This is a genomic window from Streptomyces sp. NPDC008086 (genome assembly GCF_042957325.1).
Lineage (GTDB): Bacteria > Actinomycetota > Actinomycetes > Streptomycetales > Streptomycetaceae > Streptomyces.
This window is the reverse complement of sequence record NZ_JBIBIA010000012.1, coordinates 12,319-31,642: the sequence shown is the minus strand read 5'-3', so window position 1 is coordinate 31,642 and position 19,324 is coordinate 12,319. Positions and strand designations below refer to the sequence as shown.

The following is a 19,324-nucleotide window of genomic DNA, read 5'->3' as shown; positions in this document are numbered from 1 at the left end:
AAGTCCCTGTCGTGCCTCGCTTCTCGTCCCGGCCACGGGGTGAATCGCCGTCGCGGTTACTTCTGGGTGCCTACACCCACCTCAAACACGACGACGCCGTTCTCATAGACAGTTGGCAGCGGGTGAGCGAGAACTCGTTCACGCTGCGTCTCCACTGGCCGGCTGCCCCTCCCGGACAGCCCTACGACCCGCGCCTTCTCACTCAGACGATCCGACAGAGCGGCCTGGCCATCGCCCACGCGGAGTACGGCGTGCCGCTGGAGCACCAGACCCTGCTGAACTGGCTCGACCTCACCGTCTCGCCCGACTTCCGGGTGCCGGACACCACCTCCGCGACCCTGCTCGTCGACCTCACCGTCGCCCCGGGCAAGAGCGCCAGACGCGCCGCCCATGCGATGCACATGGACATCCGCACGGCCCCGGACGCCGCGCCGGCCGTCCGGGCCGACACCGAGTTCTGCTGGATATCGCCGGCCGCCTACCGACGGGTGCGCGGCGACCATCTCACCGTCGACTGGGGTGGCTGGCCGCTGCCCGCCCCCGTCGAACCCGAACTCGTCGGCCGTGACCACGTCGTGGACGTGGTGCTCGCCCCGACGGCAGTCCCCCACCGGTGGCAGTTGCGCAATGACACGGGCAATGCGCTGCTCTTCGACCATCCGGTCGATCACGTCCCCGGACTGGTGCTGTGGGAGGCGGCTGAGCAGGCGGCCCGAGCCCTCTTCGCCCCGAGCGTCTCCCTGCCCGTGTCATTCGCCATCACCTACCTGCGCTACGTCGAGTTCGACCTGCCCTGCTTCATCGAGGCACGCGTACTGCGTCCGCAGGGCCAGGGGCGGTTCGCCGTCCGCGTCACGGGCACCCAGGCCGGCGCACCGGCGTTCACCGCGGACATCAGCATGGGCACGCGACCGGCGAGCTGACGCCTCGGACCGGGGAGTGTGTCCGGCGCCGGGCACCGGACGCACTCCCCGGTCCTGTGTCACTGATTGACGAAGCCGCCGTCCACCGGCATCACGGTGCCGGTGAGGAAGGGGCAGCGGTCGCTCAGCAGCCAGGCGGCCGCCTGGGCGATCTCCTCCGGTTCGGCCGTACGCCCCTGTGGTGTCAGAGAGTTGACCAGGTCCTGAAGCCCCGGGTTGCGGCCGAACCAGTCGAGGGTGATCTCACTGCGCGTGGTCCCCGGCGCGATGGCGTTCACCCGGACCCCCTGCTTGGCGTACTCGTCGGCGGCGGCCCGGGTCAGTCCGACGACGGCGTGCTTGGACGCGATGTACGGGGCGGCGGTCGGAATGGCCACCAGACCGCCGACGCTGCTGTTGTTCACGATCGAACCGCCGCCGGTCGCGAGCATGGCCGCGATCTCGTGGCGCAGACAGTTGAAGACACCGCGGACATTGGTGTCCATGACGGTGTCGTAGACGTCGTCGGTCATCAGATGCAGCGGGGTGCGGTCACCGCCGATCCCCGCGTTGTTGAACGCGGCGTCGAGGCGCCCGTACTCGGCGACGGTGAAGTCCACCGCCCGTGCCACGTCCTCGGCGACCCGGACGTCACCCACCACGTACGCCGCCGTCGCCCCCTTGTCGCGAAGCTCGCCGACGAGAGCGGCCAGCCGGTCCTCCCGCCGGGCGGTGACCACCACTGTCGCGCCCTCCTGCGCGAACACCCGTGCCGCGGCCTCGCCTATGCCACTGCTCGCGCCGGTGACAAGGACGACTTTCCCCGTTAAAAGATCACTGGTCATGGGGGGAGTCTGACAGGCGCGCGCCCCGGGCGCCTGGGGCGGTTCGTGATTACCGGTCGATGACCAGGCCATTGACCGTGCGTCATACGTTGCTGGGGCTCTGGCTCGGCACAAGAGACGGAGAATGACGGCCCGTCACCACAGGAGACAGCATGCTCGGTGCAGACCTCGGCAACGGTGTCGAACTACGTCCGACGGAGCCATGGCAGGCCGCCGAGTTCGCGGCATTCATGGACCGCGTGCGTGCGGATCTCGATCCCTGGCTGCCGTGGGTGCACGAGGTCACGGAAACCGGGCCCGCCCGGTCCTGGCTGCAGGACCTGGCGGACAGCCAGGCCAAGGACGGGGCCCGGATCTATGGCATCCACCTCGGCGGCGAGCTGGTCGGCGGCACCTGTTTCGCGCTGTTCGAGCCGGCGACCGGGCTGTGCGAACTCGGGGTCTGGCTGGCACCGGAGGTGCGGGGCCGGGGTCTTGCGACCACCGCGGCGCACCTGATGACCGACTGGGCGGTCCGCGTGCGCGGCATGTCCCGGGTGCAGTGGCGAGTGGCGCCGGACAACCATCCCAGCATCGCCGTGGCCAAGCGGCTCGGCATGTCCTACGAGGGTGTCATGCGCAGCTACCTCCCCGTCCAGGACCGACGCCTGGACCTGGAGGTTTGGTCCGTGCTGGCCGAGGAGTGGACGGCCGACGTGCAGGGCCCCGCATACATCCGCGAATGAAGCCAAGAATCGGAGACACCTGTGCGCGTCTTGTTCACCGTCTGGCCCGCGGCGGCACACCTCTTTCCGAGTGTGCCGCTCGCCTGGGCCCTGCAGGCAGCGGGACACGAGGTCTGTGTGGCCTCCCGGCCGGCCCTGGCCGGCCCGACCAAGGCCGCCGGGCTGGCCGCCGCCCCCCTCGTCGACGAGAGCGATCTGCCCCGTTCGGTCGGTGCCGCCAACCCGGCTTCCGAGGAGTCCCGGCAGGCGTGGTCGCGCATCACCGAGGCGATGGCGATCGACCCCGTCGACGATCCGGTGGCCACGCACATCTGGCGCCTCCACCGCGACTATGTCGCCCCGGCACTGCTCGACCTCCAGCCGGCCGATGCCCGCCCCGACCGCCCGCAGCCGGTCCTGGACGCGCTGGTCCGGTTCTGCCGGAGCTGGCAGCCGGACCTGGTGCTCTGGGACCCCACGATGCCGGCCTCCGCGGTGGCGGCCCGAGCCGTGGGAGCCGCGCACGCGCGGCTGCTGTGGGGACTGGACCACGTGGGCTGGTCCCTGCAGCGCTACGCCCGGCGCAAGGAGGAGTTGGGTGAGGAGCTGTCCGACGGGGACCCCGTGGTGACGGCGGTGCACGCGATGGCCGAACGGTACGGCTTGGCGTTCGATGAGGAACTGCTGCACGGTCAGTGGAGCCTGGATCCGATGCCCGCCGCGATGCGGCTGCCGACGGAGCGGCACACCGTCCCGATGAGCTGGATCCCGTACACCGGTTCCGGCGTTCTGCCGGAGTGGCTGCACGAGCGCACCGGCCGGCCACGTGTGGCCCTCACCCTCGGCGCGTCGATGCGCGCCTTCAGCAAGGACAGCACGCCGCTGATCGCCAATCTCCTCGAAGCACTGGGTGAGATGGATGTCGACGTGGTGGCCACTTTGGACGCCTCGCAGTTGGAGGGTGTGGTCCGCGTGCCCGACAACGTGCGGACGATCGACTACCTCCCGCTCTCCCAACTGCTGCCGACCTGCTCGGCGGTGATCCATCACGGCGGCTACGGCACCATGTGCGCGGCCGCCGCGGCCGATGTGCCGCAGATCGTCGCGATGGACGGCGACGCGGTCATGGAAGGGCCGATCAGCGCGGCGCATCTGACCGAGCGGGGCGTGGGGCTTTTGCTGAGGCACGAGGAGTGCTCGGTGGACGACATCCGCAAGATGGTCACCAGGGTTCTGGAAGAGCCCTCCTTCCGTCAGGGCTCGCAGGCGCTGCGACGGGATCTCCTCGCCTCCCCGAGCCCCGCCGAAGTCGTACCGGTTCTCGAACGGCTGGTGGCCGAGTACCGCGTCGCGGTCTGAACTCAGTAACTAGAGCGTTCTTTTTAGCCTCGTGCTAGCCTGATCACTGGTTAGAACGATCGATCCAATGAGGAAGCGAGTTAGGGGTCTTCATGCAGAAGCAGCCGGTCACCGTCATCGGGTTGGGCCCGATGGGGCACGCCATGGCCAGCACGTTCCTCGACAACGGCCACCAGGTGACCGTGTGGAACCGGACCGCGAGCAGGGCGGACGACCTTGTGGCCAAGGGAGCCGTCCTGGCCCCCACCCCGGCGGAGGCCTTGTCGGCCAGCGAGTTGGTGGTCCTCAGCCTGACCGACTACGACGCGATGTACGCCATCCTGGAGCCCGCCACGCAGGCGTTGGCGGGCAGGACACTCGTCAACCTCAGTTCGGACACCCCGGAGAAGGCCCGGGAGGCGGCCAGGTGGGCGGCCCGCCACGGCGCCGAGTACCTCACGGGCGGTGTGCAGGCCTCCCCCACCGGTATCGGCCAGCCGGAGTCCTTCACCTTCTACAGCGGCTCCCGGCCCGTCTTCGAGGCGGCCAAGGAGACACTGGATGTGCTCACCAAGACCGACTACCGGGGCGAGGACCCGGGCCTGGCCGCGCTGTACTACCAGCTGCAGCTGGATGTCTTCTGGACGACCGCGCTCGCGTACCTGCACGCGCTCGCGGTGGCCGACGCCCACGGGATCAGCGCGCAGGACATGCTGCCGTACCTCTCCGGCACGGTGGGCTCGATGCCCGACTTCTTCGGCTTCTACACGCCCCGCATCGACGCCGGTGAGCACCCGGGCGATGTCGACCGGCTGGCCATGGGCGTGGCCAGCGTCGACCATGTGGTGCAGACCGCCAAGGACGCCGGCGTCGACGCCGCACTGCCCGCCGCGGTCCTGGAGATCTTCCGACGGGGCATCACCGCCGGATACGCGGCCGACAGCTTCACCAGCCTGATCGAGACCTTCAAGAAGCCCACGGCCTGAACCGCGTCGAGGGCGCGCGCACGCCACGGGCGTGCGCGCGCCCTTGGCGTGTGTGGGGGCGGTGTCGTCAGACCCGTTCGGCGGGGGCCCCGCGGAAGCTCGCGATCAACCGGGCCAGGTGCCGGCCCGCGGCCTCCAGCGGCGCACTGCTCCTGGTCACCTGAGCCGTCAGCTCGGCACCCTCCAGGGTGCCGATCACCGTGTGGGCGAGCGCACGGGCGTCGTCCTCGTCGATCCCCGCCTCGCGCAGCTTGTCGAACACCAGGAGGTGCCAGCGCGTGAACGCCTCCGAGGCCGCCGCCTGAATGTCGGGAAAGCGGCCCGAGGCGCCCAGCGCGGTGGTCGTGATCGGACAGCCGTCCATCCAGTCCGACCCGCGCAGTCCGTCGGCGAGCCTGCGGGTGAGGAGCACGATCGCATCGGCCGGGTCCTTCTCCTCGTCGAACACGGCACGCAAAGCGTCGATGAACTCCATATCGCCGCGCCGGATCGCCTCGACGGCCAGTTCCAGTTTGCCGCCCGGAAAGAAGTGATAGACCGAGCCGAGAGTCGCGCTGGCCTCGGCGGAGATCTGTTTGATCCCCGTGCCGTCGTATCCCTGGCGTTGCATCAGCCGCGAGGCCGCCCGGACGATGCGTTCACGGGTGGCGACGACTGGCTCGGAGGCATCCTCCGACCGCTTCTCGACACTCACGGGCTTCTTCTTCACAGGCCAAGGCTACCAGGTAGAGCGTTCTTTCCAATGCCCTCGGACGGGTACATCGGCGGTTCATCAGCCGGGGCGCTGATGCCCTGAGCCGGAATTACCGGCTCATTGACGGTGGCCCGATACCGTCCTTCCGAACCAGGCAGAAGCAATTTCCCCTGACCCACGGACCGTTGAACAGAGAGAGGGCTGAATGGTCGCCACGGAGAAGGATTTCGTGAAGGTGCTCGAAGCGATTCGGGAAATCGCTCCGACCCTCCGGGGCAACGGCGTGCGCGCCGAGGAGGAGAACTGGATACCAGAGGCGAACATCGAGCTGCTGGAAAACGCCGGCCTGTTCCGCGCCGCCGTACCCGAGCGATTCGGTGGGCTCGATCTGCCGGCCGAGCAGCAGGCCGCCCTGCTCACCGAGACGGCGCGGGCCTGCGGCTCGACCGGATGGGTCTCCATGGTCTGGGTGACGACGGCCTGGATGGCCACCCTGTACCCCGACGCCGCCCAGGAGGAGGTCTTCGCGGACGGGAGCGTACGGATCTCCGGCGGCTTCAGCCCTTCCGGTTCTCTCGTCCCGACCGAGGGTGGATACATCCTGAACGGGTCCTGGCGGTTCAACACCGGTGTCCGGGGCGCCCACTGGAACGTGTGCACCGCCCTGGTCGAGCACGAGGACGGGCGGGTCGAGGAGCTGTTTCCGCTGGTGCCCGCCGGTGAGCTGACCGTCGGCGACGACTGGGACGTCTTCGGCGGCGCCGGCACCGGCAGCGTCACCTCGACCGCCAAGGACGTCTTCGTCCCCGAGCACCGCGTGGTCGACGCGTCGGTGTACGAGGCCGCCACGGCGGACCGCTGGAACGCGGACCTCACCGGCCGCAACTACGGCCTGCTCAGCTACATCCTGGCCACGACGGCATCCGTGTTCATCGGACTGGGCCAGGCGGCCCTCGATGAATTCATCGCCCGCCTGCCCGGAAAGGGCATCACCTACACGAACTGGTCCGAGCAGAAGGAGCATCCGCACATCCAGATCCAGGTGGCCGTGGCCGCCAACAAGATCGCGTCCTGCGCAGGGCTTCAGCGAGCCCTGCTGGAAACCGTGCAGCGACGCGCGGACCACGGGGAGCGGATGACGCTGGAGGAAAAGGCCACGGTGCGCGGCCAACTCGCCTTCGTGGCACAGACCACGAAGGACGCCGTCGGCGCGCTGCTCACGCTGAGCCCGGCCTCGTCCATCGCGCGAAGCGCGGTGCTGCAGCGCGTCCACCGGGACGTCACGGCGCTCTCCCTGCATGGTCTGCTCGCCCCGATCGGCTCACTGGAGGCCCAGGGGCGGGTACTGCTCGGGTCTGATCCCGGCACCGAATACCTCTGATCGGGCCCCGCGCAGCCGCCCGACGGCTCGGGCGGCTGCGCGGGTGGCTCGTGCCCCGAGCCCGATCAGCGACGGAAGAACAACCAACAAGGAAACTCAGTGAAATCTCGCAGAACCGAACCCGCACGTCATCGCCGTGTCGCCCGGCGGCCTCTCCTCAAGGCAGCCGGAGCTGCCGTAGTCGCCGCCTCGGCAGGCGGCGTCTGGTCCGCCCACGCGGCGAAGTCACCCTCCGCGGCGGCGGACGAGTCCGCGGACGCCCTCATCATCGGTGCGGGCTACGCCGGTGTGACGGTGGCTCGCGAACTGGCCGCGCGCGGGCTGAAACCGCTCATCCTCGAAGCGAGGAACCGCACCGGCGGCCGAATATGGACCGACACCTTCTCCGGTGAGCAGGTGGAGATAGGCGGCGGCTGGGTGGGCGAGCAGCAAAAGCTCGTGCAGCGGGAACTCACCCGCTACGGCATCACCACGACCCCGGACATAGGCCCCGAGCGCATGCTGTTGCCGGGCGACAAGGAGTTGGAGAGCCTGACGCCGGAAGAGGCGGTCGGGGCGCTGAGCCCGCTGTGGTCGGAGTTCTACCGGGGCTCAGAGAGCTACTTCGAGCGTCCCTACGAGCCGCTCCACCGCAAGGACCTGCTCCAGAAGGTGGACGGCCTGTCCCTCGCCGACCGGCTCCGCCAGCTCTCCCTGGCGCCCAAGGAGTTCCAACGGCTGAACAGTGAGACGTCCCTGTACTCCGGCGGGCCGAGTTCCATCGGCGCCCTGACCGGGATGGCGCAGTGGTTCCAGCTCGCCGGCGGGACCTACGAGAGCTCCCTGTCGATGAACCAGAAGCCGGCCGGGGGCATGATCTCGCTGCTCAAGGCCATGCTGAAGGAAGCGGGCACCGAGGTACGGCTGCAGTCGGCGGTCACCAGGATCACCGAGTCGAAGGGACTCGTGGCCGTGGAGGTTTCGGGCGGGAAGCGGTACACGGCCCCGCTGGTGGTCGTCGCGACCCCGACGAACGTCTGGAAGGACATCGCCTTCCATCCCGGCCTGCCCCCGGCGCACGCGACCGCGGCAAGGCAGGGGATCGGCGTCCCGCACTCGAACAAGCTGTGGATCCATGTCCGTGGCCGGACCGAGGCACTGTTCGCCCAGACGCCGGAGGGCTCCCCGATCAGCATGATGCTGCCGCAGCAGCAGCTGTCGGACGGGCGCCTGATGGTCGCCTTCGGCGGACCGTCCCTCGACGCCGGGGACCCGGCGGCCGTCCAGAAGGCCGTCCGGCAGTTCCTCCCGGGCAGTTCGCTCATCCGGTACCGGACGATGGACTGGGGCAGGGACCGGTACTCGCGCGGCGGCTGGGGGCTGCGCAGGCCGAACCAGTTGCTGAACCTGTTTCCGCAGATCGAGGAACCGCACGGCCGGATCCTGTTCGCCGGCGCGGACATCGCGCAGGGCTGGCACGGCGCCTACATCGAGGGCGCGATCGAGTCCGGCCTGCGTGCCGCACAGCAGGCGATCACACTCGCCCCGTGACGGGCAGCGAAGCGCCGCCGCGGACCTTCCAGGGTGCGGCGGCGCTTCGGCATGCGCTACCGCGCCCATGCCTCCGGCCCCGGGCCGCCCCTTCCCACCGGCGGGAAGAGCTCGTCTAGGGTGCGCAGCACGTCGTCGCTCAGACTCACCCGCGTCGCCCGCAGGGCTCCCTCCAACTGCTCCACGCTGCGTGGCCCGATCACCGGTGCCGTGACCCCTGGCCGGGACATCACCCAGGCGAGGCCCACCTCGGCGGGGTCCGCCCCGAGGTCCGCGCAGAGCTTCTCGTACGCCGTGACCGCCTCGCGGTGGTCCTCCAGGGCCTCGGCGGCACGGCCCTGGGCGCTCTTCATCGCGCTGCCCTCGGCCAGTTTGCGCAGTGCCCCGGCGAGCAGCCCGCCGTGCAGGGGTGACCACGCGAGGACGGCCACGCCGTAGCGTTGGCAGGCCGGGATCACCTCCAGTTCGACGTGGCGGGTGACGAGGTTGTACACGCTCTGCTCGGAGACGATGCCGAGGAAATGGCGGCGTGCGGCGGCCTCCTGGGCCTCGGCGATGTGCCATCCGGCGAAGTTGGAGGAGCCGACGTAGCGCACCTTCCCCTGCTGGGTGAGGGTGTCCATCGCCTGCCACACCTCCTCCCAGGGGGCATGCCGGTCGATGTGGTGCATCTGGAACAGGTCGATCCAGTCGGTGCGCAGCCGCCGTAGCGACGCCTCGCACGAGGCGATGATGTGACGTGCCGAGAGCCCGGAGTCGTTGGGCCAGTCACTCATGGGATTGGCGACCTTCGTGCCGAGCACGACCTTCTCGCGCCGGCCGCCGCCGCGGGCGAACCAGGACCCGAGGAACTCCTCGGTGAAGCCCTTGTGTTTCTGCCAGCCGTACTGGTTGGCGGTGTCGAGGAAGTTCACGCCCTGCTCCAGCGCGGTGTCGAGGATGGCGTGGCTCTCCTCGTCGCTCGCCCTGACACCCAGGTTCAGGGTGCCCAGGCAGATCTCGCTGACTTTGAGGGCGGTCCGGCCCAGATGGGTGTAGCGCATGGTGATGTCTCAACCCTCGTTCCTCGAATCGGGACTCGGACGACGTTACGGAGGCGAACTCAGTCGCCGTCCACTGCGAGGTAATCGCGTAAGGGACAGACAACCGGTCCTCGATCAGCCCCGCGTCAGATCCGCACCGCCCCGCAGTTGAGTGCGGCGAGCAGTGTCCGCGCCTGGACGTTGACGTAACGTCCGTGTCTCACCAGCGAGTTGAGCTGCCCGGGTGTGACCCAGCGGTAGCCGGGTGGCGGTTCGTCCGGGGCCTGGTCCGCGTCCGCCGCCACGAACAGATAGCGGCTCTCCGCGTTGAGGAAGCGGCCGCCCTCCTCCGAGTGCACCGCCTCGTAGTGGACGCGCGACGGGTCGGCGGACAGCACGAAGTCGAGGAAGGGCGGACGCTGGTCGGCGCTGCGATGGGCGTAGTTGGCCGGGATGTACTGGACGGTGGGGGCCAGTTCGACCGTGTCGAGGAAGCCGCCCTCGACCCGGGCATGGACCAGGACGTGCGGGACGCCCCCGAACCGGCGCGTCACGAAGGCGACCACGCCGCGCGCGCAGGGTTCGATCAGCGGCTGGGTCCAGCTGGTCACCTCCCGGTTGTCCGCCTGCACCGAGACGGCGACCACGCTGAAGTACCGCTGTCTGACGTGCTCGATGGTGGTGGGTGTGCGTATCCAGTCGGTGACCTGGGTCAGGGGCACGCTGTCCACGCGTACGTCGTGCCGGGAGCGCTCCGCCGTGAACCAGGATCTGACCTCGGTGTCGGAACTCAGTGCGCCGTCCTCGGCGGGTTCCGTGGGAGCGCAGGCCAGTACGGTGCGCGCGTCCATGTTCACCACGTTGTCGCGGTGCAGGAGTTCGCCGATCTGTCCGAGGGTGAGCCAGCAGAAGTCCTCGTCGACCGGTACGTCCTCGTCCGTCTCGACGATCATGTTCCGGTTGGACTTGCGCAGGAACCAGGCGCCGTGTTCGGACTGCAGCACATCGGCGAGGACCCGGCCGCGACCGGGCCGGACGAAGTGGTCGATGTACTTCACGTCCGCGCCCCGGTGGACCTTGGTGTAGTTGCTGCGGGTGGCCTGGACGGTGGGCGAGAGCTGGAGCAGGTTCGGGTTGCCGGGCTCCATCTTGGCCTGCATCAGGAAGTGCAGTACCCCGTCGAATTCCTTGGCGAGGATGCCGAGGATCCCGACCTCCGGCTGGTTGATGATGGGCTGTTGCCAGCGCAGGCCCGGCTCGGGGCCGACGGTGACCGAGATCCCCTCGACGGTGAAGAACCTGCCGCTGCGGTGGCCGAGCTTCCCGAAGTCGTCGCGGAACGACCAGCCGTCGAGCTCCGCGAAGGGGATGCGGTCCACGCGGAACCGGTGTGCCGCGGCGCGCTGTTCGAGCCAGCCGGCGAAGGCCTCGGTGGGCATGGCGGCGCCGGCCCGGGTGGCGGCCGCGGACCGGGCGAAGCGGGCGGTCAGGGTGGTGTCGACGCGTGGGCGCAGGAGGCTCGCGGTGGTCATCGCGTCCCCTCCTCGGAGCGCGCAGCCGCGGGAAGCTCCTCGCGCTCGCCGTTCGATGGGCGGTGGCTGCGGTGCTTGGACGCCTTCCACCAGTGAGCGTTGTCCCGGTACCAGGCGACCGTGTCGGCCAGGCCCTGGTCGAAGTCGACGCCGGGTGCGTAGCCCAGTTCCTCGCGGATCTTGGTCTCGTCCAGCGAGTAGCGCTGGTCGTGTCCCTTGCGGTCGGGGACGTAGCGGATCCAGGAACCGTCGACGCCGACCAGCTCGATCAGCTGCTCGGTCACGGCCAGGTTCGTCCGCTCGTTGCCGCCGCCCACGTTGTAGATCTCGCCGGCCCGGCCGCGGGTGAGGACCAGCTGGATGGCGCGGGAGTGGTCGTCGACGTGCAGCCACTCGCGGATGTTGAGGCCGTCGCCGTAGACCGGGACCGGCTCGCCCTCCAGGAGGTTGGTGATGAACAGCGGGATCAGCTTTTCGGGGTGCTGGTGCGGGCCGTAGTTGTTGGAGCAGCGGGTGATGGACAGGTCCAGGCCGTGGGAGCGCCAGAAGGCCCGGGCGATCAGGTCGGAGGCCGCCTTGGACGCGGCGTAGGGCGAGTTGGGCAGCAACGGCCAGTCCTCGGTCCATGAGCCGTGCTCGATCGTGCCGTAGACCTCGTCGGTGGACACGTGCACCACTCGTTGCACGCCGGTGCTCAGACAGGCCTCCAGGAGTACCTGGGTGCCCAGGACGTTGGTGCGGATGAAGGCGTCGGCGGACGCCAGGGAGCGGTCCACGTGGGACTCGGCGGCGAAGTGGACGACCGCGTCGTGGCCGGGCAGGAGTTGGTGCAGCAGGTCGCGGTCGCAGATGTCGCCCACCACCAGGTCGAGCAGCGGGTGGCCGAGGGGGATGTTCTCGCGGTTGCCGGCGTAGGTGAGCTTGTCCAGGACGGTGACGTGGGCGTCCTCGTATCCCTCGTAGCCGCCCGCGAGCATGGTGCGGACGTAGTGCGAGCCGATGAACCCGGCACCGCCGGTGACCAGGACTCTCATGCGGCCACCTCCACGCGCGTGTGGTCGCCGACGACCAGCCGGTGGTGGGCGTCGACATGGGCGCTGGGCCCGACGGTGGCGGCCCGCCCGATCAGGGATCCGGCCAGTCCGGGGACCTGGGTGATGGTGGCGCCCGCCATGACGATGGAGTCGGCCAGTCGGGTGGCGCGCAGCAGGCAGTGCTCGCCGATGGCGCTGTCCGGCCCGATGTGGCTGTCCTCGACGACGGTGTGCGCGCCGATGATCGCCGGTCCCACGATGCGGGAGCGCACGACGCGGGCCCCGGCCTCGACGACGACGGGGCCGACGATCTCGCTGGTGGCGTCGACATCCCCGACGATGCGCGGGGCGAGCCGGGCCAGCAGCCAGCGGTTGCACTCCAGTACGTCCTCGGCGCGGCCGGTGTCCTTCCAGTAGCCGGCGTACTCCCCCGCGCGCACGTCGGCGCCCTGGGTGACCAGCCACTGGATGGCGTCGGTGATCTCCAGTTCGCCCCGCGCACTGGGCTCGATGGCCTCGACGGCCTCGTGGATGGCGGAGGTGAAGAAGTACACGCCTACCAGGGCGAGGTCGCTCGCCGGCCGTTCGGGCTTCTCCACCAGGCGCACCACGGTGCCGTCCGGGCCGAGTTCGGCGACGCCGAACGCCCGGGGGTCGGAGACCTTGCGCACGACGACCTGTGCGGCCGGGCCGTGCTTGTGGAAGTCGGCGGCGATGTCCTCGATGCCCTCGGGCAGCATGTTGTCGCCGAGGTACATGACGAAGTCGTCCTCGCCGAGGAACGACCGCGCCAGGCGCACGCAGTGCGCGAGCCCCAGTGGCTCGTCCTGCCGGATGTAGGTGATGCGGGCGCCGAAGCGGACGCCGTCACCGAGGACCTGCCTGATATCGGCGGCCCGGTCTCCGACGATGATCCCGATGTCGGTGACACCGAGGTCGCGGATGCTCTCCAGCACGTGCTCCAGGACCGGCTTGTTGGCGACGGGAATGAGTTGTTTGGGCATCGAATAACTGAAGGGGCGCAGGCGTGTACCCGACCCGCCCGACAGCACCAGAGCCTTCATGTCAGTGAATTCCTTACGGCGATGGATTGTGTGCCTTGTGTCGCTGCCGGCCACTTGGCGAGAACCCCGGCCGCTTCGGCCTCCGCGACGCCGGGGGCGCGCGCGTCCTTCTCCGACATCACCGGTGGCTCGTCGAAACCCCAGGGCAGGTCGAGATCGGGGTCGAGGGGGTTGATGTCGATCTGGGTGCCGGGCACATGCTCGCTGGACAGGACGTAGCAGATACAGGTGTCGTCGGTGAGGGCGAGGAATCCGTGCCCCACGCCTTCCGGAATGTAGAGACCGCGTCCCGATTCCGCGTCCAGGAGGGTGGTCTCGTAGGTGCCGAATGCCGGTGAGCCCACGCGCAGGTCCACGACGATGTCGCGCAGTGCCCCGCGGACACAGGTGACGTATTTGGCCTGTCCCGGCGGGATGGCCACGCTGTGGATGCCGCGCAGGGTGTTGCGGCGGGAGACGGAGTAGTTGATCTGCCGGGGGACGAAGGGATGCCCCAGCGTCTCGGCGAGCAGCTCGGCTCGGAAGTGCTCGAAGAACACGCCGCGCTCGTCGACGAGGTGGTGGGGGGTGATGACGTACGCCCCGGGAACCGCTGTTTCGGAGATGCGCACGGACCGGTCCGCCTTCCTTCTCGCGGGCGGTGTCAGCGGCCGGTCGCGGCCAGGCGGTGCTCGACCGCCTTGCGCAGTTCGTCCGCCACGGTGCGCACCTCGGAGTCGTCCAGGCCCTGGTGCAGGGGGAGCAACAGCGTGGTCTCGGAGGCCTCTTCGACGCCGGGAAGGTCCAGGGGTGCGGAGGCGTAGGCGGGCACCTTGTGCAGCGGCGGGTAGCGGAAGGTGGTGTAGATGCCGCGGGACAGCAGGTCGGCGGCCACCTGGTCACGGATCGCCGGATCCATCTGCACCCAGTAGAAGTAGTGCGTGCTGTGGTGTCCGTCGGGCAGGGCGGGCGGCAGTACGACGCCCTCGATGCCGGCCAGCAGCTGGTCGTAGAGCCGGGAGATCTCCTGGCGCCGTGCCACGAAGGCGGGCAGACGGCGCAGTTGCACGGTGCCGATCGCCGCGGTCAGGTCGTTCCCGATCAGTCGGCGGCCGAACTCCTTGACCTCCAGGTCCCACCAGCGGTCGGACACCTTGGCCTTGGCGAAGCCGGTGGCCTTGTTGTCCAGGCCGTGGTAGGCCAGCCTGCGGGCCTTGCGGGCGAGTTCGGCGTCGCGCACGTACAGCATGCCCCCGTCCCCGGTGACCAGGACCTTCATGGCGTCGAAGCTCCACACCCCGAGGTCGCCGAAGGTGCCGCAGCTGGTCCCGTCGGCGCCGGAGGCGACGGCGCACGCGGCGTCCTCGATCAGCGGGACGCCGCGGGAGCGGCACAGCTCGGCGACGGCGGCCACCTCGCCGGGCAGGCCGCCGTAGTGCAGCAGGAGCACCGCCTTGGTACGGGGGGTCAGCGCGCTCTCGACGTGCGCCGGCGTCGGGTTGAGGGTGCGCGGGTCGACGTCGCAGAAGACCGGGCGGGCACCGGTGGCCGCCACGGCGTTGGCGGCGGCCACGAAGCTCACCGAGGGCAGCACGACCTCGTCGCCGGGCCCGAGGCCGAGGAGTTCGGTGGCGAGGAACAGTCCGGCCGTGGCGGCGTTGATGAAGATCGTGTGGTCCGGGGAGACGCCCAGGTGCTCGGCGAACAGGGCCTCGAACTCCTTGGTCCGGGGGCCGTGTCCCAGCCAGTTCGCGGCGAACACTTCTGAAACGGCCTCGAGTTCCTCAGCACCCAAAGTGGGCTGAAACACGTTGATCATCGTGATGCTCCGATCGGGGGTCGCGGTGCATTTCACTGCCGCACGGCAGCGGCGGATACGGGACCGCTTCCACGGCCGAGAGGCGGGGGATCCGGGACCGAATGGGCAGCGGAATTCGAGCCACCGCCGCCTGACGCCTGACGCCTGACGCCTGACGCCTGACGCCTGACGCCTGAGGAAGCTACACGCGCCTTTCAAGAAGGCAGTAACGGCGCAGTAACCACCGGCTCTTGACCGAGCTGACGGCCTCAAGCGACGCGGAGGGAACCTGCGATGCCAGCCGATGACCGGCTGATGGGACGGCCGCCCATAGCGTGTGAGGGAGCTTTCTGAGTTCCGTGACTCAGCCGTGCCGACGTGCCAGCCGAGTCGAATACACAGAGAATGGGAGCGGTATCGCCATGACCGATATCAGCGACGAACTCACCAAGGAAGTCCTCGCCCACGCCGAGAACTATGTCCGCGCCTTCAACTCGGGCGACGCGGCCGCCGTCGACCGGCTCTACACCGATGACGCGGTTTCCGTCTGGGAAAAGGGAAAGCCGGTGAGCGGCGCCGAGCGGAGGGCCGGTCTCGCGGAATACCTGGCGCAGCGGCCGGTGATGCAGATCGAGGTTCTCGAGTCCTACGTCATCTCGGACACCGCGCTCCTCGCCGTGGACTGGACGATCGACATTCCCACGGCGCAGGGCACCGAGCGCCAGCAGGGCATCGGCGTGGACGTGCTGCGGCGCGGCGCCGACGGCCAGTGGCGCTTCGCCGTCGACAACCCGTACGGCACGGACATCTGACGTTCCCCACCCCACCTGGAAGCGAGGAATCCCGACCATGAGCCAGGCCCTGGATCTCACCCTCACCGACGACCCGCACCAGCAGAACGACGTGTTCACCGACGCCTTCAACTCCGGTGAGGGCGCCATCTTCGACCAGCTGTACCGGTCGGACGCGATCTCCAACCTCACCGGCCGGCCCCTGACCGGCCCCGCCCGCACCCAGGCCATCACCGAGTTCCTCGCCACCAAGCCGAAGCTGACCGCCAAGGTGCAGCGGACCTACCGGACCGGGGACACGATGCTGCTGATCGTGGACTTCTCGGTGGAGACCGTCGGTGCGGACGGTACCCCGGAGAAGCTCGACGGCAGGTGCACGGACGTCCTCGTACGGGACGCGAACGGCAAGTGGATCATGGCGATCGACCGTCCGGTGATGCACGCCCCGAACGCCTAGGACCGCCGCCCCCGCAGGCCCACATCTCACGAGAACGGATCACGATGGATTCTCTGACCGAGGCTCTCCTTTCGGGTGCTCCGGGGGAGGTACTTGAGCGCGAGAAGCTGCCGGACCACTTCGACGCCGCCCATCTGCGCGCCGAGGACGTCGGCATGTTCGAGGGAGCGCAGGACAAGGACGTACGCCGGTCCATCCGGGTCGGCCCGGTGGCCATGCCGGAACTGGCGCCGGACGAGGTGCTGGTGGCGGTCATGGCCGGCGCGATCAACTACAACACGGTGTGGTCCGCCACCTTCGAGCCGGTGCCGACCTTCCGGTTCCTGGAGCGCTACGGCCGCCAGGGCGGTTACGCCGCCCGGCACGACCTGCCGTACCAGGTGATCGGCTCGGACGCCTCCGGTGTCGTGGTCCGCGCCGGCGCCGCGGTACGGCGCTGGCGCCCGGGCGCCCATGTCGTCGTCTCCTGCGTCCAGGTGGACGACCATGAGCCGGCCACCCACGCCGACGCCATGCTGGGCGAGGAACAGCGCATCTGGGGATACGAGACGAACTTCGGCGGCCTCGCCCGGTACACCGTGGTCAAGGCCAGCCAGCTGCTGCCCAAGCCGGGCCATCTGACCTGGGAGGAGTCGGCCGGTGTGCTGCTCACCGCGGCCACCTCCTACCGCATGCTGATCAGCGACAAGGGCGCCCGCATCAAGCTCGGCGACGTGGTGCTGATCTGGGGTGCGACCGGTGGCCTCGGGGCGTTCGCGGTGCAACTGGTCAAGCAGGCCGGGGGGATCCCGGTCGGTGTGGTCAGTTCCGAGCACAAGGCGAAGGCGCTGCGCGCCCTGGGCTGCGAGGTGATCATCAACCGGGCGGAGATCGGCCTGGGCGAGGCGACGACCCCCGAGGAGACCATCGAGCAGGGCAAGCGCCTCGGGCGGATCATCCGCCGCGAGGTCGGGGAGGATCCCAGTGTCGCGTTCGACTACATCGGCCGCGCCACGTTCGGCGTCTCGGTGTTCGTCGTACGCCGCGGCGGGACCGTGGTCACCTGCGGCTCCAGCACCGGCTACCAGCACGTCTACGACAACCGCTACCTCTGGATGAACTCCAAGCGGATCGTGGGCAGTCACGCCGCGAACCTCCAGGAGCAGGCGGAGCTGAACCGACTGGTCGCGCTCGGGAAGATCTCCCCCGTGCTGTCGTCGGTGTACGGCCTGGACGAGGTGGGCGAGGCGGCCCGGCTCGTGCAGACGAACCAGCACCTGGGGAAGGTGGCGGTGCTGTGCCAGGCGCCCCACGAGGGCCTCGGGGTCACCGATCCGCAGCTGCGGGAGAAGATCGGTGCCGATGCGCTCAACCCGCTGCGGAGCCTGTGATGGACGAGCGGCCCGTCGGGATCCTGGGCACGGGCTCCTATCTGCCCAAGGACGAGGTCGGCAACGCCGAGATCGCCGCCCGGGTGGGAGTCACCCCGCAGTGGATCGAGGAGCGCACCCACATCACCGCCCGCCGATTCGCCGCGCCCCACGAGGCGACTTCGGACCTGGCGGTGCGGGCCGCCGAACGCGCGCTGGAAGCGGCGGGGGTGACCGCGTCGGAGATCGACTACCTCATCGTGTCCACGTCCACGCCGGACTCCCCGCAGCCGCCGACGGCGTATCACGTCCAGCGTGGTCTGGACGCCCATGCCGCGGTCTGCTTCGACATCAACGTCGTCTGCACCGGTTTCGTGTACGCCCTGGAGGTCGCGCGCCGGCTGCTGGCCGGGCGGCCGGGCGGACGTGCGCTGGTCGTGGGGGCCGATGTGTACTCGCGGATCCTCGACTTCACGGACCGGCGTACGGCCGTGCTGATGGCGGACGGTGCGGGCGCCGCCGTGGTCGGCGAGGTCGGGGAGGCTCGTGGGTTCCTCGGCGTGGAGCTGGCCAGCCGGGGTGACGCCCACCGGCTGATCCGGGTCGAGGCGGGCGGCAGCCGGCTGCCGGCGTCGGAGCGGACCGTGCGAGAGGGGTCCCACTTCTTCCGCATGGAGGGCCGTGCCGTACGGGACTTCGTCCTGGAGAACTTCCCCGGCCTGGTGGAGACGCTGTGCCGGCGTACGGGGGTGCCTCGCGACCGGATCGACCACTTCGTGCCGCACCAGCCGAACGGGGTCATGCTCTCGCAGATCGTTCAGCGGTCCGGCCTGGAGACCGCCACGACCCACCGGACCCTGCACCGGTACGGAAATCCCGGAAACGCCGCCGTCGCCGTCACGCTCGACGCGGCGGTGCAGCAAGGCCATCTCAACGACGGCGACATCGTGCTGCTCGCGGGCTTCGGCGGCGGCATGTCCATGGGCGCCGGACTCATCCGCTGGGGAGTGACAGCATGACCACGACTGTGCCGACCGCGCCGGACATCCATCGGGTGGGGATCGTCGGCTGCGGCCAGATGGGCGCCGGGATCGCGGAGATCTGCGCGAAGGCGGGCCTGGACGTGACCGTGGTGGTCTCGCGTCCGGAGTCGATCGCGCCGGGCCGACGCCGTATAGAGGCCTCGCTCGATCGTGCGGTGGCCAAGGGGAAGCTGGCAGCGGACGAGCGGGACGCCGCCCTGGCCGCCATCACCCTGACGTCGGACCTCGACGAGCTGGCCGACCGGCAGTTCGTCGTCGAGTCCGTACGCGAGGACGAGAGCACCAAGGTCGAGCTGTTCGCCCGCCTCGACGGCATCGTCAAGGACCCGGAGGCGATCCTGGCCTCCAACACCTCCTCCATCCCCATCATGCGGCTGGGACGTTCCACCGGCAGCCCGCAGCGGGTGGTCGGGGTCCACTTCTTCAGCCCGGTGCCCGTGCTCCCGTTGGTGGAGCTGACGGGGTCGCTGCTGACCGACGACGACGTCCGCGACCGCACCGAGCGCTTCGTGACGGAGGTGCTCGGCAAGCAGGTCGTCCGGACCGAGGACCGGGCCGGCTTCGTGGTCAACGCCCTGCTGATCCCCTACCTGTTGGCCGCGGTGCGCATGGTGGAGTCGGGGTTCGCCACGCCCGACGTCATCGACCGGGCCATGCAGCTGGGCTGCTCCCATCCCATGGGCCCGCTGCGGCTCGCGGATCTGATCGGACTCGACGTCGTCGCCTCGATCGCGGACTCGCTGTACGAGGAGTTCAAGGAACCGCTGTACGCGCCGCCGTCGCTGCTCGTCCGCATGGTGGAGGGCGGCATGCTCGGGCGGAAGACGGCACACGGCTTCTACTCGTATGCCGGCTGAGCCGCCCGACGGCGACCC

General features: G+C 69.5%; 19 protein-coding genes. 11 read left to right on the top strand and 8 right to left on the bottom strand.

Annotated features, from left to right (window positions below; translation table 11 throughout):
- Positions 1–11 precede the first annotated feature (11 nt).
- Positions 12–923 (top strand): ScbA/BarX family gamma-butyrolactone biosynthesis protein, encoded by a 912-nt coding sequence (locus tag ACFZBP_RS35690; protein WP_391419764.1) that lies wholly within the window; start codon positions 12–14, stop codon positions 921–923.
- 59 nt (positions 924–982) lie between these two features.
- Here the strand turns inward: ACFZBP_RS35690 and ACFZBP_RS35685 are convergent, their stop codons facing one another.
- Positions 983–1,747 carry an SDR family NAD(P)-dependent oxidoreductase gene (locus tag ACFZBP_RS35685; protein ID WP_383450216.1) on the bottom strand — a complete coding sequence of 255 codons (765 nt, stop codon included), beginning with the start codon at positions 1,745–1,747 and terminating at the stop codon, positions 983–985.
- A 152-nt stretch (positions 1,748–1,899) separates the two neighbouring features.
- Between ACFZBP_RS35685 and ACFZBP_RS35680 the strand changes: the two genes are divergently transcribed.
- The 3 genes from ACFZBP_RS35680 (at position 1,900) to ACFZBP_RS35670 (ending at position 4,775) form a co-directional block, all read left to right on the top strand.
- A complete protein-coding gene (locus tag ACFZBP_RS35680) occupies positions 1,900–2,472 on the top strand; it encodes a GNAT family N-acetyltransferase (RefSeq protein WP_383450215.1) in 573 nt (190 codons plus the stop codon).
- Positions 2,473–2,493: 21 nt separating this feature from the next.
- The gene (locus ACFZBP_RS35675; RefSeq protein WP_391419539.1) at positions 2,494–3,810 is read left to right on the top strand and encodes a nucleotide disphospho-sugar-binding domain-containing protein; all 1,317 of its coding nucleotides are present in this window, start codon (positions 2,494–2,496) and stop codon (positions 3,808–3,810) included.
- Between the two features lie 92 nt (positions 3,811–3,902).
- Positions 3,903–4,775 (top strand): NAD(P)-dependent oxidoreductase, encoded by an 873-nt coding sequence (locus tag ACFZBP_RS35670; RefSeq protein WP_383450212.1) that lies wholly within the window; start codon positions 3,903–3,905, stop codon positions 4,773–4,775.
- Between the two features lie 67 nt (positions 4,776–4,842).
- Here the strand turns inward: ACFZBP_RS35670 and ACFZBP_RS35665 are convergent, their stop codons facing one another.
- Entirely contained in the window at positions 4,843–5,484 is a 642-nt protein-coding gene (locus tag ACFZBP_RS35665; RefSeq protein ID WP_383450211.1) for a TetR/AcrR family transcriptional regulator, read from the bottom strand.
- 220 nt (positions 5,485–5,704) lie between these two features.
- Here ACFZBP_RS35665 and ACFZBP_RS35660 point away from each other — a divergent pair, with 220 nt between their 5' ends.
- Positions 5,705–6,850, top strand: a complete 1,146-nt coding sequence (locus ACFZBP_RS35660) for an acyl-CoA dehydrogenase family protein (protein ID WP_391419535.1) — start codon at positions 5,705–5,707, stop codon at positions 6,848–6,850.
- Positions 6,851–6,949: 99 nt separating this feature from the next.
- Positions 6,950–8,380, top strand: coding sequence for an FAD-dependent oxidoreductase (locus ACFZBP_RS35655; RefSeq protein ID WP_391419533.1), 1,431 nt, complete (start codon positions 6,950–6,952; stop codon positions 8,378–8,380).
- A gap of 56 nt (positions 8,381–8,436) precedes the next feature.
- On the opposite strand, the gene ACFZBP_RS35650 is transcribed toward ACFZBP_RS35655, so the two are convergent.
- The 6 genes from ACFZBP_RS35650 to ACFZBP_RS35625 form a co-directional block, all read right to left on the bottom strand.
- Positions 8,437–9,423 carry an aldo/keto reductase gene (locus tag ACFZBP_RS35650; RefSeq protein WP_391419531.1) on the bottom strand — a complete coding sequence of 329 codons (987 nt, stop codon included), beginning with the start codon at positions 9,421–9,423 and terminating at the stop codon, positions 8,437–8,439.
- A gap of 125 nt (positions 9,424–9,548) precedes the next feature.
- Complete coding sequence (locus ACFZBP_RS35645) at positions 9,549–10,934, bottom strand: NDP-hexose 2,3-dehydratase family protein (RefSeq protein WP_383450204.1); 1,386 nt, start codon at positions 10,932–10,934, stop codon at positions 9,549–9,551.
- Entirely contained in the window at positions 10,931–11,968 is a 1,038-nt protein-coding gene (rfbB, locus tag ACFZBP_RS35640) for a dTDP-glucose 4,6-dehydratase (RefSeq protein WP_383450202.1), read from the bottom strand. Before rfbB ends, ACFZBP_RS35645 begins: the two co-directional genes overlap by 4 nt.
- On the bottom strand, positions 11,965–13,032 hold the full coding sequence (locus ACFZBP_RS35635) for a glucose-1-phosphate thymidylyltransferase (protein WP_391419528.1): 1,068 nt from the start codon (positions 13,030–13,032) through the stop codon (positions 11,965–11,967). Before ACFZBP_RS35635 ends, rfbB begins: the two co-directional genes overlap by 4 nt.
- Positions 13,029–13,643: a dTDP-4-dehydrorhamnose 3,5-epimerase family protein gene (locus ACFZBP_RS35630; RefSeq protein ID WP_383450199.1), complete on the bottom strand. Its 615-nt coding sequence runs from the start codon at positions 13,641–13,643 to the stop codon at positions 13,029–13,031. The genes ACFZBP_RS35635 and ACFZBP_RS35630 overlap by 4 nt, the downstream gene beginning before the upstream one ends.
- A gap of 32 nt (positions 13,644–13,675) precedes the next feature.
- Positions 13,676–14,830 carry a DegT/DnrJ/EryC1/StrS family aminotransferase gene (locus ACFZBP_RS35625; protein WP_383450198.1) on the bottom strand — a complete coding sequence of 385 codons (1,155 nt, stop codon included), beginning with the start codon at positions 14,828–14,830 and terminating at the stop codon, positions 13,676–13,678.
- A 401-nt stretch (positions 14,831–15,231) separates the two neighbouring features.
- Here ACFZBP_RS35625 and ACFZBP_RS35620 point away from each other — a divergent pair, with 401 nt between their 5' ends.
- Genes ACFZBP_RS35620 through ACFZBP_RS35600 form a run of 5 tightly spaced genes read left to right on the top strand, consistent with a single transcriptional unit; the run spans position 15,232 to position 19,306 of the window.
- Entirely contained in the window at positions 15,232–15,621 is a 390-nt protein-coding gene (locus tag ACFZBP_RS35620; RefSeq protein WP_383450197.1) for a YybH family protein, read from the top strand.
- Positions 15,622–15,658: 37 nt separating this feature from the next.
- Positions 15,659–16,057, top strand: a complete 399-nt coding sequence (locus tag ACFZBP_RS35615; protein WP_391419525.1) for a DUF4440 domain-containing protein — start codon at positions 15,659–15,661, stop codon at positions 16,055–16,057.
- 44 nt (positions 16,058–16,101) lie between these two features.
- The gene (gene ccrA / locus ACFZBP_RS35610; protein ID WP_383450194.1) at positions 16,102–17,427 is read left to right on the top strand and encodes a crotonyl-CoA carboxylase/reductase; all 1,326 of its coding nucleotides are present in this window, start codon (positions 16,102–16,104) and stop codon (positions 17,425–17,427) included.
- Complete coding sequence (locus ACFZBP_RS35605) at positions 17,427–18,425, top strand: beta-ketoacyl-ACP synthase 3 (RefSeq protein WP_391419522.1); 999 nt, start codon at positions 17,427–17,429, stop codon at positions 18,423–18,425. The genes ccrA and ACFZBP_RS35605 overlap by 1 nt, the downstream gene beginning before the upstream one ends.
- Complete coding sequence (locus tag ACFZBP_RS35600) at positions 18,422–19,306, top strand: 3-hydroxybutyryl-CoA dehydrogenase (protein ID WP_391419519.1); 885 nt, start codon at positions 18,422–18,424, stop codon at positions 19,304–19,306. Before ACFZBP_RS35605 ends, ACFZBP_RS35600 begins: the two co-directional genes overlap by 4 nt.
- Positions 19,307–19,324: the final 18 nt, after the last annotated feature.

Coding starts and splice junctions, on each gene's coding strand:
- rfbB (WP_383450202.1), bottom strand. CDS start 11,968: ATGAGAGTCCTGGTCACCGGCGGTGCCGGGTTCATCGGCTCGCACTAC.
- ACFZBP_RS35635 (WP_391419528.1), bottom strand. CDS start 13,032: ATGAAGGCTCTGGTGCTGTCGGGCGGGTCGGGTACACGCCTGCGCCCC.
- ACFZBP_RS35645 (WP_383450204.1), bottom strand. CDS start 10,934: ATGACCACCGCGAGCCTCCTGCGCCCACGCGTCGACACCACCCTGACC.
- ccrA (WP_383450194.1), top strand. CDS start 16,102: ATGGATTCTCTGACCGAGGCTCTCCTTTCGGGTGCTCCGGGGGAGGTA.
- ACFZBP_RS35615 (WP_391419525.1), top strand. CDS start 15,659: ATGAGCCAGGCCCTGGATCTCACCCTCACCGACGACCCGCACCAGCAG.
- ACFZBP_RS35685 (WP_383450216.1), bottom strand. CDS start 1,747: ATGACCAGTGATCTTTTAACGGGGAAAGTCGTCCTTGTCACCGGCGCG.
- ACFZBP_RS35600 (WP_391419519.1), top strand. CDS start 18,422: ATGACCACGACTGTGCCGACCGCGCCGGACATCCATCGGGTGGGGATC.
- ACFZBP_RS35625 (WP_383450198.1), bottom strand. CDS start 14,830: ATGATCAACGTGTTTCAGCCCACTTTGGGTGCTGAGGAACTCGAGGCC.
- ACFZBP_RS35650 (WP_391419531.1), bottom strand. CDS start 9,423: ATGCGCTACACCCATCTGGGCCGGACCGCCCTCAAAGTCAGCGAGATC.
- ACFZBP_RS35670 (WP_383450212.1), top strand. CDS start 3,903: ATGCAGAAGCAGCCGGTCACCGTCATCGGGTTGGGCCCGATGGGGCAC.
- ACFZBP_RS35620 (WP_383450197.1), top strand. CDS start 15,232: ATGACCGATATCAGCGACGAACTCACCAAGGAAGTCCTCGCCCACGCC.
- ACFZBP_RS35605 (WP_391419522.1), top strand. CDS start 17,427: ATGGACGAGCGGCCCGTCGGGATCCTGGGCACGGGCTCCTATCTGCCC.
- ACFZBP_RS35680 (WP_383450215.1), top strand. CDS start 1,900: ATGCTCGGTGCAGACCTCGGCAACGGTGTCGAACTACGTCCGACGGAG.